Source organism: Stenotrophomonas sp. CFBP 13725 (assembly GCF_014841935.1).
In the GTDB taxonomy this organism is placed as follows: domain Bacteria; phylum Pseudomonadota; class Gammaproteobacteria; order Xanthomonadales; family Xanthomonadaceae; genus Stenotrophomonas.
In genome coordinates, this window is record NZ_JACYUV010000001.1 from 105,393 (window position 1) to 119,142 (window position 13,750).

Here is a 13,750-nt window from a genome sequence, read left to right on the forward strand (position 1 = left end):
ATGTGGTGGGTAGCCGACTGAAGTCGGCTCTACCCGTCGGCTCTACCCGTCGGCTCTACCTCAACGCTGGCGCGGCGGGGCGCCGTTGGCCTTGTAGTACGGCGCGGTGCTGCGCGGCAGCGGGGTGCGCCCGCGCAGCACGTCGGCCAGCTTCTCGGCGATCATGATCGTCGGCGCGTTGAGGTTGCCGGTCACCACCTGCGGCATGATCGACGCATCGATGATGCGCAGGCCTTCCATGCCATGCACGCGGCCCTGGCCGTCCACCACCGCCATCGGATCCGATGCACTGCCCATCTTGTTCGAGCACGACGGATGGTACGCCGTCTCGGCATGCTCGCGGACGAAGGCATCGATCTCCGCATCGGTCTGCATCTGGTTGCCGGGCGAAATCTCACGGCCGGTGTACGGTGACAACGCGGGCTGGGCGAAGATTTCGCGCGTGATGCGGATCGCATCGCGGAATTCGCGCCAGTCCTGGTCATGCGACATGTAGTTGAACAGGATGCTGGGATGTTCGCGCGGATCGGTGGAGCGGACGTGGACGCGGCCGCGGCTCGGCGAGCGCATCGAGCCGACGTGCATCTGGAAGCTGTGCTCCTTGATCGGGTTGGAGCCGTTGTAATTGATGGCCACCGGCAGGAAGTGGTACTGCAGGTTCGGCCAGTCGAATTCCTCGTTGCTGCGGATGAAGCCGCCGCCTTCGAACTGGTTGCTGGCGCCGGTACCGGTGCCCAGGAACAGCCACTCCGCGCCGATCGCCGGCTGGTTGTACAGCTTCAACGCCGGTGCCAGCGATACCGGCTGCTTGCACTCGTACTGCAGGTACATCTCCAGGTGATCCTGCAGGTTCGCGCCGACGCCCGGCAGGTCGTGCACCACGTCGATGCCCAGGCCACGCAGCAGGTCGGCCGGACCTACGCCGGAACGCTGCAGCACCTGCGGCGAAGCGATCGCCCCGCCACACAGCAGCACTTCGCGGCGCGCGCGCGCCTTCTGCGGTTCATCGTTGCGCAGCCATGCCACGCCCACCGCACGCTTGCCCGAGAACAGGATGCGATCGGTCAGCGCGTGGGTGACGATGGTCAGGTTGGGGCGCGGGCGGGACAGATCCAGATAGCCACGCGCGGTGCTCGAACGGCGGCCGCGTGGGGTCACGGTGCGGTCCATCGGGCCGAACCCTTCCTGCTGGTAGCCGTTGAGGTCGTCGGTATGCGGATAGCCCGCCTGCGTACCGGCTTCGATCATCGCCTTGAACAGGACGTTGTTGCCGGCCTTCGGGGTGGTGACGCGCAAGGGGCCATCGCCGCCGTGGTAATCATTGGCGCCGATGTCGCGCGTTTCGGCCTTGCGGAAGTACGGCAGGCAATCGGCGTAGGTCCAGTCGTCCAGGCCCGGCATGCTGGCCCAGTTGTCATAGTCCATCGCATTGCCGCGGATGTAGCACATGCCGTTGATCAGCGACGAACCGCCCAGGCCCTTGCCGCGGCCGCAATCCATGCGCCGGTTGTTCATGTGCGGCTCGGGATCGGTCTTGTACGCCCAGTTGTAGCGCTTGCCCTGCAGCGGGAAGGCCAGCGCGGCCGGCATCTGCGTGCGGAAGTCGAGACGGTAATCCGGACCACCGGCTTCCAGCAGCAACACCGTCACGTCGGCGTCTTCGGTCAGGCGCGTGGCCAGCACGTTGCCGGCCGACCCTGCGCCGATGATGATGTAGTCGTATTCGTTGAGGGTGCTCATGTCGTTCTCCTGCAGGCTCGCCGGTGCGCATGCGCGACCGGCTGGCGGGATGAAGGAATGACCGGACGCAGGGGGAGGAGCGCGTCGGTCGTTACCGGGAAGGGGCAATCAGAAGATGCTGGCGTAGTCGCCCAGTTCCACCTGCACCGACTTGATGCGCGTGTAGTGGGCCAGGGTGGAGATGCCGTTCTCACGGCCGACACCGGACTGCTTGTAGCCACCGACCGGCATTTCCGCCGGCGATTCGCCCCAGGTGTTGATCCAGCAGATGCCCGCTTCCAGGCGATGGATGATGCGGTGCGCACGCGCGATATCGTTGCTGACCACGCCCGCGGCCAGGCCGAAATGCGTGTCGTTGGCGCGGCGGATCACTTCCTCTTCGTCGTCGTAGGCCAGGATGCTCATCACCGGCCCGAAGATTTCTTCGCGCACGATGGTCATGTCATCGCGGCAGTCACTGAAGACGGTCGGCTGCACATAGGCGCCGTTGGCCAGCGCCGCGTCGGTCACGCGGCCACCGCCGGTCAGCAGACGCGCGCCCTCGGTCTTGCCGGTTTCGATCAGGCGCAGCACGTTGTCCATGTGCGCGAAGCTCACCATCGGGCCGAAGTTGGTGTCAGCCTGGGTGGGGTCACCGATGCGGATGCGGTTGACGCGTTCCACCACCGCCGCTTCGAACGCGGCCAGCATGCTGCGCGGCACGAAAACGCGGGTGCCGTTGGTGCACACCTGACCGGAGCTGAAGAAGTTGGCCATCACCGCGATATCGGCCGCGCGGTCCAGGTTGGCGTCATCACAGATCACCAGCGGCGACTTGCCGCCCAGTTCCATGGTGACTTCCTTCAGCGACGAGGACGCGGCCGACGCCATGACCTTCTTGCCGGTTTCCACGCCGCCGGTGAAGGAGATCTTCTCGATCACCGGGTGTTCCGTCAGCCAGGTGCCGACGTCGCGGCCCGGTCCCTGCACCACGTTGAAGACGCCGTCCGGCACACCCGCTTCGGTGTAGATCTTTGCCAGTTCAATAACGGTCAGCGGGGTCACCTCGGAGGGCTTGAACACCATCGCGTTGCCGGCGGCCAGCGCCGGGGCGGACTTCCACAGCGCGATCTGCACCGGGTAATTCCAGGCGCCGATGCCGGCGACCACGCCCAGCGGCTCGCGGCGGGTGTAGAAGAAGCTCGACTCGCGCAGCGGCACCTGGCTGCCTTCGATCGCGGTGGCGAGGCCGGCGTAGTACTCCAGCACGTCGGCACCGGTGACGATGTCCACCGTGGTGGTCTCGCTCAATGCCTTGCCGGTGTCCAGCGTTTCCAGCCGCGCCAGGTCATCGTTGCGCTCGCGCAGGATGTCCACCGCACGGCGCAGGATGCGCGAACGCTCCATCGCGGTCATGGCCGCCCACACCTTCTGGCCTTCCGCGGCGCTGGCCACGGCGCGCTCGACGTCGGCCTTGTTGGCGACCTGGACCTCGGCGATGACCTCGCCAGTGGCCGGGTTGACGGTCTGGAAGGTCTTGCCACTGGTGGCGTCGACCAGCTTGCCGTGGATGTAAAGCTGCTGCAGGGGCAGGGTGGACATGGGAACTCCTGGAAGGGGAAGGGGGAGGGGAGAGGGCACCCAGCGCTTATAGCGCGTTTGCCTGTAACTGGAAGTCGATATAGCCGTAAGCGATGCGGCGCGCCTTGTCGGCATTGAACTCACCGCCGACCAGACTGCCGCGCAGCCACAGGCCATCGATCATCGCGGCCAGCCCGCGTGCGGCCAGGATGGCCTGCGGCGCGGGCAACGCACGTTTGAACTGGTGGCACAGGTTGGAGAACAGGCGTTGATCGTTTGCGCGCTGCAGTCGAGCCAGTTCCGGCTGGTGCATGCTGGCGGCCCAAAACGTCAACCAGACGCGCATGGCCGTGCCGTTGGTCTGGCTGTCGTCGAAGTTGCCGTCGACGATGGCCCGCAGTTGCGCGCGCGCGTCGTCGGCGCAGGTGTCGCGGAAGCGTGCGACGGCGGCTTTCAGTTCGCGCAGGATCTGCCGCATCGATGCATTGAGCAGCCCATCCTTGTCACCGAAGTAATGGGCCACGATGCCGGTGGACAGGCCTGCCTTGCGCGCGATCGTGGCCACCGTCGCATCGGCCAGGCCGATCTCGTCGATCGTCTCGAAGGTGGCGCGGATCAGCTGTTCACGGCGGACCGGCTCAATTCCTTTCTTTGGCATCGTTTCTCCATGCGCGGCAACCGGTACGGGACCGGGTAGAGGAGTCACTATACTTTTTATTGATTGAACGTTCAATCAATAAAGGCGTAGGATGCGCCTGCGTCCCCCGCGCCCTGCGTCTGGCCCCCCGATCCGGCCCCACGTACGTGCTTCCTGGATCGAAGAGACAACCCCATGTCTTCCAAGGCTTCCTCTGCTCCGTCGCCGCTGCGTTTGAACGGCTTCGTGTTCTTCAGCTCCGCCCTTTCCATCGGTGTGCTGGGTCTGCTCACCGTGCTGCATCCCGATGCCAGCGAACACTGGCTCAAGGTCGCGCAGGCCGAAGTGTCCGCCGCGTTCGGCTGGTGGTACATGGTGCTGATGGTCATCTGCCTGTGCTTTGTGCTGTGGCTGGCGCTGTCGCGCTACGGCGCGATCCGGCTGGGCCACAACGAAGAAGCGCCGGCGTTCGGGTACGTCCCGTGGGTCTCGATGCTGTTTTCCGCAGGCATCGGCATCGCGCTGCTGTATTACGGTGCCTATGAGCCGCTGGACCACTTCCTGGCCCCGCCGGACCAGCCGGGCAGCACCGTGGAGGCAAGTCGCGAGGCAATGGCGCTGACCTTCCTTCATTGGGGACTGCACGGCTGGGCGCTGTACGCGCTTGTGGGTGTCGCACTTGCCTACTTCGCCTATCGTCGGGACCTGCCGCTGGCGCTGCGGTCTGCGCTGTACCCGATCTTCGGCGAGCGCATCCATGGTCGCATCGGGGACATGGTTGACGGATTCGGCATCCTGGCGACGCTGATATCGATGGTGACCAACCTGGGCATCGGCGCGCTGGTGGTGCAATCCGGGCTGACCTATCTGTTCGGCATGCCCGATACGCCGCAGACGCTGGTGCTGATCGTGCTGGTGATGATGGCGGTGGCCACGATCGGCGTGGTGGCCGGTGTGGAGAAGGGGATCGCCTGGCTGTCCAATCTCAATGTGCGCCTGCTGTGCGTGTTGCTGCTGTTCGTGCTGGTGACCGGGCCGACACTGCATCTGCTGGACGGGCTGGTGCAGAACACCGGCGACTACCTTGCCTCGTTCGTGCGCAAGAGCTTCGATATCTACCTCAACCAGCCTCAGGCCCGCGAGTGGCTGGGCAGCTGGACGTTGTTCTACTGGGCGTGGTGGATTGCCTGGGCGCCGTTCGTCGGCCTGTTCGTGGCGCGTATTTCGCGCGGGCGCACCATCCGCGAAGTGATCCTGGGCGTCCTGCTGATCCCCTTGGGATTCACGTTGGCGTGGCTGTCGATCTTCGGCAACACCGCCATCGACCTGGTGTTGAACCACGGGCAGGCGGTGCTGGGTGAGGTGGCCAAGGCGGATGCGGCGATGACCCTGTTCAAGCTGCTGGAGTACCTGCCGTGGGCGCCCTACGTGGCCGGTGCGGCGGTGGTGATCGGCTTCGTGCTGTTCCTGACCCCGGTGGACTCGGGCACGCTGATGATCGCCAACCTGTGCACCCGGCGCGTGGACGGCGGGGTGGAAGATGGCCACGACGCCCCGATCTGGCTGCGGGTGTTCTGGGCCGTGGTGATCACCGTGGTGAGCATCGGCCTGCTGCTGGCTGGCAACTTCGGCGCGATGCAGACGGCCGTGGTGCTGTGCGGCCTGCCATTCTCGTTCATCCTGGTGTTCTACATGGTGGGCCTGCTGCGCGCGTTGCGCACCGACCCGGATGCCCCGCATCGGCGCTGAAAACCGCCGAGCACGGCTCGGCGCAGCTGGGGCACCCGAAGTGGGTAGCGCCGAGCCACGCTCGGCGAGCGCAGCGGCGCCGTTGCTTTCAGGCCGGTGTGCTACCGAGGCGTAGCGCCGCCTCCAGCAGCGGCACGGCCCATTCCGGCGTGCCACGCAGCTGCTCCAGGTCATCCGCCTGCGGCCACTCCAGCATGCCCTCCTGCAGCTGCAGAACCAGCACCGGATCGGCCACCGCCTCACCCGCCGCGGCATCGGCGCTGTTGTCATAGACCTGCAGCGCCGCCAACACCGGCATCAGGCCGATCAGATTCTGCTGCGCCAGCGGCCAGCGGCGGCGGATGTCGGCTTCATTGATGGGGTGCCCGCCGGCCTGCACGCGCGCCTTCACCCGGGCGATGTGCTGCTCCGGACTGGACAGCCCGCAGAACCACATCAGCACGTCATGCGTTGCGCTGGCCTCATGCAGCATCGCCGTTATCGACGTACCACCCAGCGTGGTTTCAAAGGCATGGTTGTGGCCCTCGGCCAGTGCGGCCTGCAAGCGGCGTACGCCTTCCTGCCAAGCCTGCCCATTGGCTTGCGCCTGTGGCGTGCCGAGCTGCTGCACCAGTGCGCGCGCATAGGTATCCGGATTGAACCAGTCCAGCCCGGCTTCACGCAGCAGGTGACCGCCGATGGAGCTCTTGCCGGCACCGTTGACGCCGGCCAGCACGTACAGGAACGGACGCGCCATCAGTAGCCGGAACCGGCCTTGACCTTGCCCTGCAGGCGGGCAGGGCGCTGCAGCAGGTCACGTGCGCGCGCACCGGCCTGCGCCTGCTGCAGCACCGCCAGGCGCTCGTCGAAGCCCTGACGGAGCTCGGTCAGGGCAGGGGTCTGGCTGCGCAGTTCATCCAGCGACTGTTCCAGCGCCTCGACCTTGGCCTGCAACGCACGGTACTGGTCGGCGGAGATGATCACCGCCTGCGGCTCGTTGTGGTTGGTGACCACCACCATGCGCTGGTCACGCACCTCCTGCATCACCTTGCGCCAGTGCTCTTTCACCGACGATGCGGTGGTGCGGGTGAGCTCGGTGATGGGCTCGAAGCTGATCGGGGTGTGCAGCATGGTGGACTCCACAGGATGTGCCTTGGGGTCGAGATTACTCCTGTTTCATCCAATTTATATGAATTGTCTAAAATAGGAATTAATCATTTTTCCGAGTGGTGCGTAGTTGGGCTTTGGGAGGGCGAACGGTGGCGCTGTTCAGGACACGCCGCAAGTCCCGCTCCGCGGCCCGGCCCAGCCGCTGGCGGCTGTGCGTTCGAGCGCATGCGAGGCAATGCCTCGCAAGCAATGCGCTCTCACCCATGTAGGCTCGTTTCCGCCCATCCAGGGCTCCAACGGTCCTGCCCACCGCCACCGCCCGCCCTCCCGGCCGGCATCGACGCGCCAGCGGAGGGTGGGAAGGAGCAAAAGCAACAGCAAAAAACAAGGCGGGTGACGGGCATCGCCCGTCACCCGCCTTTTTCTTCTTCATACGCGGCTGATGGCCACCGGAAACCGTCAGGGCGACGGGTGGGGGGAGGGTGCGGGGGCGTTGAGCGCCATGGATGGCGCGAAACGAGGCCCGCAGGAGCGGCTTTTGCCGTCCCCCGGACCCTCCACCCGCCCGTCGCCAAACCCGGAAACCAGCCCCCAGCCGCGAGGGGGCTCAGCCCGTTCGATACCCCCCTTACCGCCCCGCCAACTGCCGCAGCACGTACTGCAACAGCCCGCCGTGGCGGAAATACTCCACTTCCTTCGGGGTCAGCAGCATCACCGAAGCCTCGAACGTCTGGCTGCTGCCATCCGCCTTGGTCGCGGTCACCGTGGCGCGCTTGCTGGCGCCGTCCTGCAGGCCGGTGATGTCCAGCGTTTCGGACCCATCCAGGCCCAGCGACTGCGCGTTTTCGCCATTGCGGAACTGCAGCGGCAGTACGCCCATGCCGACCAGGTTGGAGCGATGGATGCGCTCGAAGCTCTCCGCAATCACGGCCTTGACGCCCAGCAGCAGCGTGCCCTTGGCCGCCCAGTCGCGCGACGAGCCGGTGCCGTATTCTTTGCCGGCCAGCACGACCAGCGGCACGCCGTCGGCCTTGTACTTGATCGCCGCATCGTAGATGGCCAGCTTCTCCGGCTCACCACCGCTGGCGGGGTAGTACAGCGTGTTGCCACCTTCCTCGCCGTCGAACATCAGGTTCTTGATGCGGATGTTGGCGAAGGTGCCGCGCACCATCACATCATCATTGCCGCGGCGGCTGCCGTAGCTGTTGAAGTCCGCCGGCTGCACGCCACGGTCCTGCAGGAAGCGACCAGCCGGCGATTCCTTTTTGATGTTGCCCGCAGGCGAAATGTGATCGGTGGTGATCGAGTCGCCAAACAGGCCCATGATCCGCGCACCGTGCACATCGTCGATGGTGCCGACCTGCATGGTCATGCCGTCGAAGTAGGGCGGGTTCTTGATGTAGGTCGAGCCGTCATCCCACTCGTACAGATCGCCATCCGGCGAGGCGATGGTGTTCCAGCGCGAATCGCCCTTGAACACATCGGCGTAGTTCTGCTTGAACATCTCCGGCCCGAGGGTCGCGGCGATCACATCGCCGATCTCCTTGTTGCTCGGCCAGATGTCACGCAGGTACACCGGCTGGCCATCGCTGCCGGTACCCAGCGGTTCGGTGGTCAGGTCGATGTCGGTGGTGCCGGCGATGGCGTAGGCCACCACCAGCGGCGGGCTCGCGAGGTAATTCATCTTCACTTCGGGGTGCACGCGGCCTTCGAAGTTGCGGTTGCCCGACAGCACCGAGGTCACCACCAGGTCGCCTTGGGCGATGCCCGCGCTGACTTCCGCCGGCAGCGGGCCGGAGTTGCCGATGCAGGTGGTGCAGCCGTAGCCCACCACGTAGAAGCCAAGCTTTTCCAGCTCGGTCAGCACGCCGGCTTTCTCAAGGTAATCGGTGACCACGCGGGAGCCTGGGCCGAGCGATGTCTTCACCCACGGCTGGCGATTGAGACCACGCGCGGCCGCGTTGCGGGCCAGCAGGCCGGCCCCGATCATCACCGCCGGATTGGAGGTGTTGGTGCACGAGGTGATGGCGGCGATGACCACCGCGCCGTCCTTCAGCCGGAACGCCTTGCCATCCAGTTCAACGTCGGCCTGGCCCTTGGCCAACTGCTCGTTGCCCACGGCCGTGCCGCCGCCTTCGTTGATGAAGGTGGACACGTCCACGTCTTTCTTGTCACGGTTGGTGGTCAGTCCGACCAGCGCATCGCGGTAGTTGGCCTGCACGTCTTCCAGCAGCACGCGGTCCTGCGGGCGCTTGGGTCCGGCGAGCGACGGCTTGACGGTGCCCATGTCCAGTTCCAGCGTGGTGCTGTACTGGGCCGGTGCGGTGTCGGCGTCGTGCCACAGGCCCTGGGCCTTGGCGTAGGCCTCGACCAGCGCGATCTGCTCTTCAGGGCGGCCGGACAGGCGCAGGTAATTCAGTGATTCATTGTCGATCGGGAAGATGCCACAGGTTGCACCGTACTCCGGCGCCATGTTGCCGATGGTCGCGCGGTCGGCCAGCGGCAGATGCTGCAGGCCGTCGCCGAAGAACTCGACGAACTTGCCGACCACGCCGTGCTTGCGCAGCTGCTGGGTGACGGTGAGCACCAGATCCGTGGCGGTGGCCCCTTCAGGCATCTGCCCGGTCAGCTTGAAGCCGACCACCTGCGGGATCAGCATCGAGGAAGGCTGGCCCAGCATCGCCGCTTCTGCTTCGATGCCGCCTACGCCCCAGCCCAGTACACCGATGCCATTGATCATGGTGGTGTGGCTGTCGGTGCCGAACACCGTGTCCGGATACGCGACCGTTACGCCATCCTTGTCAGCCGCCATCACCACGCGGGCGAGGTTTTCCAGGTTCACCTGGTGGACGATGCCGGTATTGGGCGGCACGACCTTGAAGTTGTGGAAGGCCTTCTGGCCCCAGCGCAGGAAGCCGTAGCGTTCCTGATTGCGCTGGAATTCGATCTTGCCGTTGAGGTCCAGCGCTTCAGGCTTGCCGAACACATCCACCTGCACCGAGTGATCGATGACCAGCTCGGACGGGATCTGCGGATTGATCTGTTCCGGGCTGCCGCCCAGTTTGACCACGGCGTCGCGCATCGCAGCCAGGTCGACCACGCACGGCACGCCGGTGAAATCCTGCAGCACCACGCGGGCGGGCATGAACGCAATCTCGATGTCCGGCTCGGCCTTCGGATCCCACTTGGCGACCGCTTCGATGTGATCCTTGCCGACGGTGACCCCACCGTCCTCATGCCGGAGCAGGTTCTCCAGCAGGATCTTCATGGAGTAGGGCAGGTGGGAGATGTCGAAGCGCTGGCCCAGCGCGGGCAGGCTGAAGTAATCGTAGCGCTTGCCGCCGACGTCCAGCTGGCTGCGGGTGGAGAACGAATCACTCATTGCAGATGACTCCTTTGCGAATGGCTTGCAACGGCCGCGCACCAGGCGCGCCTGCTTGCTCAGCGCAGAAGCTTACACATTCAGATGTAGCGCCGATGTCATCACGGCCAAAAAGGGGACGGAGGGGATTAAGTCGTTTTCAGCCCAGCGGGGGCCATAAACGACTTAATCCCCTCCGTCCCCTTTTTGAAAAGTATGTATAATTCATGCATACCGAAGAGGGCCTACCCATGGAAGCCACCGTAGCTGAACGCGGACAGATCACCTTGCCGAAGGCGGTCCGCGATGCGCTGGGCCTGACCAAGGGCACCCAGCTCACCGTGGAGCTGGAGGGCGGCCGGATCATCCTGCGCAAGAGCGTGGACGATGCCATCTCGCGTGCCCGTGGCAAGTTCGCGCTGGATGGCTTTGACAGCACCGACGCTGCGGTGAAGGCCGTCCGTGACGAACAGTAAGCCCGCCATGATCGCCGTGGATTCGCCGGTGCTGATCGAGCTGCTCAGCAACGGCGCGCAGGCCGATGCCGTAGAGGCCTGCCTCCGCCAGAGCCTGGTCGGTGGCCGTGTGGTGGTCTGCGGGGCGACGCTGGCCGAGGTCTGCGCCGCGCTGCGTGGCGGTGCCGAAGTGCTGGAGGCGCTGGAAGAGATGGGTGTCCATTTCAATGCGCTGGAAGCCAAGTCCGCCCTGCGCGCCGGCGAAATGCAGCGCCGTCATCGGCAGCGCGGCAACGAGCGCCGCAGCCTGGATGGCTTCATGGTCGGCGCCCACGCCCTGCTGCAGTGCGATGGCCTGATCACCTGGAACGACACGTTTTACCGAGATTACTTCAAGGGCCTGAAGCTGATCGTGCCGCAGGCCTGAGCGAAACCGTTTTACCGCTTCATCCATTCGTTGTATTCACCGCATTACCCCGGGAGTTGTCATGTTGGAAGCCTACCGCCACCACGTCGCCGAGCGCGCTGCGCTTGGCATCCCGCCCCTGCCGCTGACCGCGCAGCAGACGGCCGATGTCATTGAACTGTTGAAGAATCCGCCCGCTGGCGAAGCCGAATTCCTGGTCGAGCTGCTGACCCACCGCGTGCCGGCCGGCGTTGATGACGCCGCCAAGGTCAAGGCGTCGTACCTGGCGGCCATCGCCTTTGGCAGCGAGCAGAATCCGCTGATCAGCCGCGAGCGCGCCACCGAACTGCTGGGCACCATGCTCGGCGGTTACAACGTCGCCCCGCTGGTCCAGCTGCTGGACGACACCGCGGTCGGTGGCATCGCCGCCACGGCGCTGAAGAACACGCTGCTGGTGTTCGATGCCTTCCACGACGTGCAGGAAAAGGCCAACGCCGGCAATGCCAACGCGAAGTCCGTGCTGCAGAGCTGGGCCGACGCCGAATGGTTCACCAGCCGTCCCGAAGTCGCGCAGAGCATGACCCTGACCGTGTTCAAGGTGCCGGGCGAAACCAATACCGACGACCTGTCGCCGGCACCGGATGCGACCACGCGCCCGGACATCCCGCTGCACGCCCTGGCGATGCTGAAGAACAAGCGTCCCGATGCGGCCTTCGTGCCGGAAGAAGACGGCAAGCGCGGTCCGATCCAGGAAATCCTGTCGCTGAAGGACAAGGGCCACCTGGTCGCCTACGTGGGCGACGTGGTGGGTACCGGTTCCTCGCGCAAGTCGGCCACCAACAGCGTGCTGTGGTTCACCGGTGAAGACATTCCGTTCATCCCGAACAAGCGCTTCGGCGGTGTCTGCCTGGGGTCGAAGATCGCCCCGATCTTCTACAACACCATGGAAGATGCCGGCGCGCTGCCGATCGAGCTGGACGTCACGCAGATGGAGCACGGTGATGTCATCGAGCTGCGCCCGTACGACGGCAAGGCGCTGAAGAACGGCGAAGTGATCGCTGAGTTCCAGGTGAAGTCGGACGTGCTGTTCGACGAAGTGCGCGCCGGTGGCCGCATCCCGCTGATCGTCGGTCGTGGCCTGACCGCCAAGGCGCGCGAAGCGCTGGGCATGCCGGTCACCGATCTGTTCCGCCTGCCGGTGCAGCCGGCCGACACCGGCAAGGGGTTCTCGCTGGCGCAGAAGATGGTCGGTCGCGCGTGCGGTCTGCCGGAAGGCCAGGGCATGCGCCCGGGCACCTACTGCGAACCGAAGATGACCTCGGTGGGTTCGCAGGACACCACCGGTCCGATGACCCGTGACGAGCTGAAGGACCTGGCCTGCCTGGGCTTCTCCGCCGACCTGGTGATGCAGTCGTTCTGCCACACCGCGGCCTATCCGAAGCCGGTCGACGTCAAGACCCACCACACCCTGCCGGAGTTCATCTCCACCCGCGGTGGCATCTCGCTGCGTCCGGGCGATGGCGTGATCCACAGCTGGCTCAACCGCATGCTGCTGCCCGACACCGTCGGCACCGGCGGCGACTCGCACACCCGTTTCCCGGTGGGCATTTCGTTCCCGGCCGGTTCGGGCCTGGTCGCATTCGCCGCTGCCACCGGCGTGATGCCGCTGGACATGCCGGAATCGGTGCTGGTGCGCTTCAAGGGCAAGATGCAGCCGGGCGTGACCCTGCGCGATCTGGTCAACGCGATCCCGTTGTACGCGATCAAGTCGGGTCTGCTGACCGTAGCCAAGGCCGGCAAGAAGAACATCTTCTCCGGTCGCATCCTGGAAATCGAAGGTCTGCCGGACCTGAAGGTCGAGCAGGCGTTCGAACTGTCCGATGCCTCGGCCGAGCGTTCGGCGGCCGGTTGCTCGGTGCACCTGGACAAGGCGCCGATCATTGAGTACCTGACCAGCAACATCACCCTGCTGAAGTGGATGATCACCGAGGGATACCAGGACCCGCGTTCGCTGCAGCGTCGCATCGACAAGATGGAAGCCTGGCTGGCCGATCCGCAGCTGCTGGCGCCGGACGCCGATGCCGAGTACGCCGCGGTGATCGAGATCGACCTGGCCGACATCCACGAGCCGATCGTGGCGTGCCCGAACGACCCGGACGACGTCAAGACGCTGTCCGAAGTGGCCGGTGCCAAGATCGACGAAGTGTTCATCGGTTCGTGCATGACCAATATCGGTCACTTCCGCGCGGCCGCCAAGCTGCTGGAAGGCAAGCGTGACATTCCGACCAAGCTGTGGGTGGCCCCGCCGACCAAGATGGACGCGTCCGAGCTGACCCGCGAGGGCCACTACGGCACCTTTGGCAGCGCCGGTGCGCGCATGGAAATGCCGGGCTGCTCGCTGTGCATGGGCAACCAGGCGCAGGTGCGTGAGGGCGCGACGGTGTTCTCGACCTCGACCCGCAACTTCCCGAACCGTCTGGGCCGCAACTCGAACGTGTACCTGGGTTCGGCGGAACTGGCGGCGATCTGCTCGCGCCTGGGCCGTATTCCGACCAAGGAAGAGTACATGGCGGACGTGGGCGTGCTGGAAGCCAGCGGCGCGGAGATCTACCGTTACATGAACTTCGATCAGATCGAGGAGTATCAGGAAGCCGGCAAGTCGGTCGCTGCCTGATTGCGGTAGTGCCGACGTCGGTCGGCGCCTGCTGATACAGAACCCCCGGTGCAAGCCGGGGGTTTTTTATTGCATGCAG

At 65.3% G+C, this 13,750-nt stretch carries 10 protein-coding genes; 4 read left to right on the forward strand and 6 right to left on the reverse strand.

The window, feature by feature from the left end; all coding sequences use genetic code 11:
- Positions 1-60: 60 nt before the first annotated feature.
- From betA to betI, 3 genes are all read right to left on the reverse strand, one after another.
- Entirely contained in the window at positions 61-1,740 is a 1,680-nt protein-coding gene (gene betA, locus IFT65_RS00420; protein WP_192079283.1) for a choline dehydrogenase, read from the reverse strand.
- A 108-nt stretch (positions 1,741-1,848) separates the two neighbouring features.
- Positions 1,849-3,321, reverse strand: a complete 1,473-nt coding sequence (betB, locus tag IFT65_RS00425) for a betaine-aldehyde dehydrogenase (protein WP_192079285.1) — start codon at positions 3,319-3,321, stop codon at positions 1,849-1,851.
- A gap of 46 nt (positions 3,322-3,367) precedes the next feature.
- Positions 3,368-3,958 carry a transcriptional regulator BetI gene (gene betI / locus IFT65_RS00430; protein ID WP_188324151.1) on the reverse strand — a complete coding sequence of 197 codons (591 nt, stop codon included), beginning with the start codon at positions 3,956-3,958 and terminating at the stop codon, positions 3,368-3,370.
- 174 nt (positions 3,959-4,132) lie between these two features.
- On the opposite strand from betI, the gene IFT65_RS00435 reads away from it, so the two are divergent.
- Positions 4,133-5,686, forward strand: coding sequence for a BCCT family transporter (locus tag IFT65_RS00435; protein WP_192079287.1), 1,554 nt, complete (start codon positions 4,133-4,135; stop codon positions 5,684-5,686).
- An 88-nt stretch (positions 5,687-5,774) separates the two neighbouring features.
- Here IFT65_RS00435 and IFT65_RS00440 read toward each other — a convergent pair whose 3' ends face one another.
- The 3 genes from IFT65_RS00440 to acnA all read right to left on the reverse strand — a co-directional run bounded on the left by IFT65_RS00440 (position 5,775) and on the right by acnA (position 10,157).
- A complete protein-coding gene (locus IFT65_RS00440; RefSeq protein WP_192079289.1) occupies positions 5,775-6,422 on the reverse strand; it encodes a hypothetical protein in 648 nt (215 codons plus the stop codon).
- Positions 6,422-6,796 carry a type II toxin-antitoxin system prevent-host-death family antitoxin gene (locus IFT65_RS00445; RefSeq protein WP_188324149.1) on the reverse strand — a complete coding sequence of 125 codons (375 nt, stop codon included), beginning with the start codon at positions 6,794-6,796 and terminating at the stop codon, positions 6,422-6,424. The genes IFT65_RS00440 and IFT65_RS00445 overlap by 1 nt, the downstream gene beginning before the upstream one ends.
- A gap of 607 nt (positions 6,797-7,403) precedes the next feature.
- Entirely contained in the window at positions 7,404-10,157 is a 2,754-nt protein-coding gene (gene acnA, locus IFT65_RS00450; protein WP_192079291.1) for an aconitate hydratase AcnA, read from the reverse strand.
- Positions 10,158-10,387: 230 nt separating this feature from the next.
- On the opposite strand from acnA, the gene IFT65_RS00455 reads away from it, so the two are divergent.
- The 3 genes from IFT65_RS00455 to acnB all read left to right on the forward strand — a co-directional run bounded on the left by IFT65_RS00455 (position 10,388) and on the right by acnB (position 13,671).
- Positions 10,388-10,612, forward strand: a complete 225-nt coding sequence (locus IFT65_RS00455) for an AbrB/MazE/SpoVT family DNA-binding domain-containing protein (protein WP_057687522.1) — start codon at positions 10,388-10,390, stop codon at positions 10,610-10,612.
- A 7-nt stretch (positions 10,613-10,619) separates the two neighbouring features.
- A complete protein-coding gene (locus tag IFT65_RS00460; protein ID WP_188327288.1) occupies positions 10,620-11,018 on the forward strand; it encodes a type II toxin-antitoxin system VapC family toxin in 399 nt (132 codons plus the stop codon).
- 61 nt (positions 11,019-11,079) lie between these two features.
- The gene (acnB, locus tag IFT65_RS00465; protein ID WP_192079292.1) at positions 11,080-13,671 is read left to right on the forward strand and encodes a bifunctional aconitate hydratase 2/2-methylisocitrate dehydratase; all 2,592 of its coding nucleotides are present in this window, start codon (positions 11,080-11,082) and stop codon (positions 13,669-13,671) included.
- Positions 13,672-13,750 lie beyond the last annotated feature (79 nt).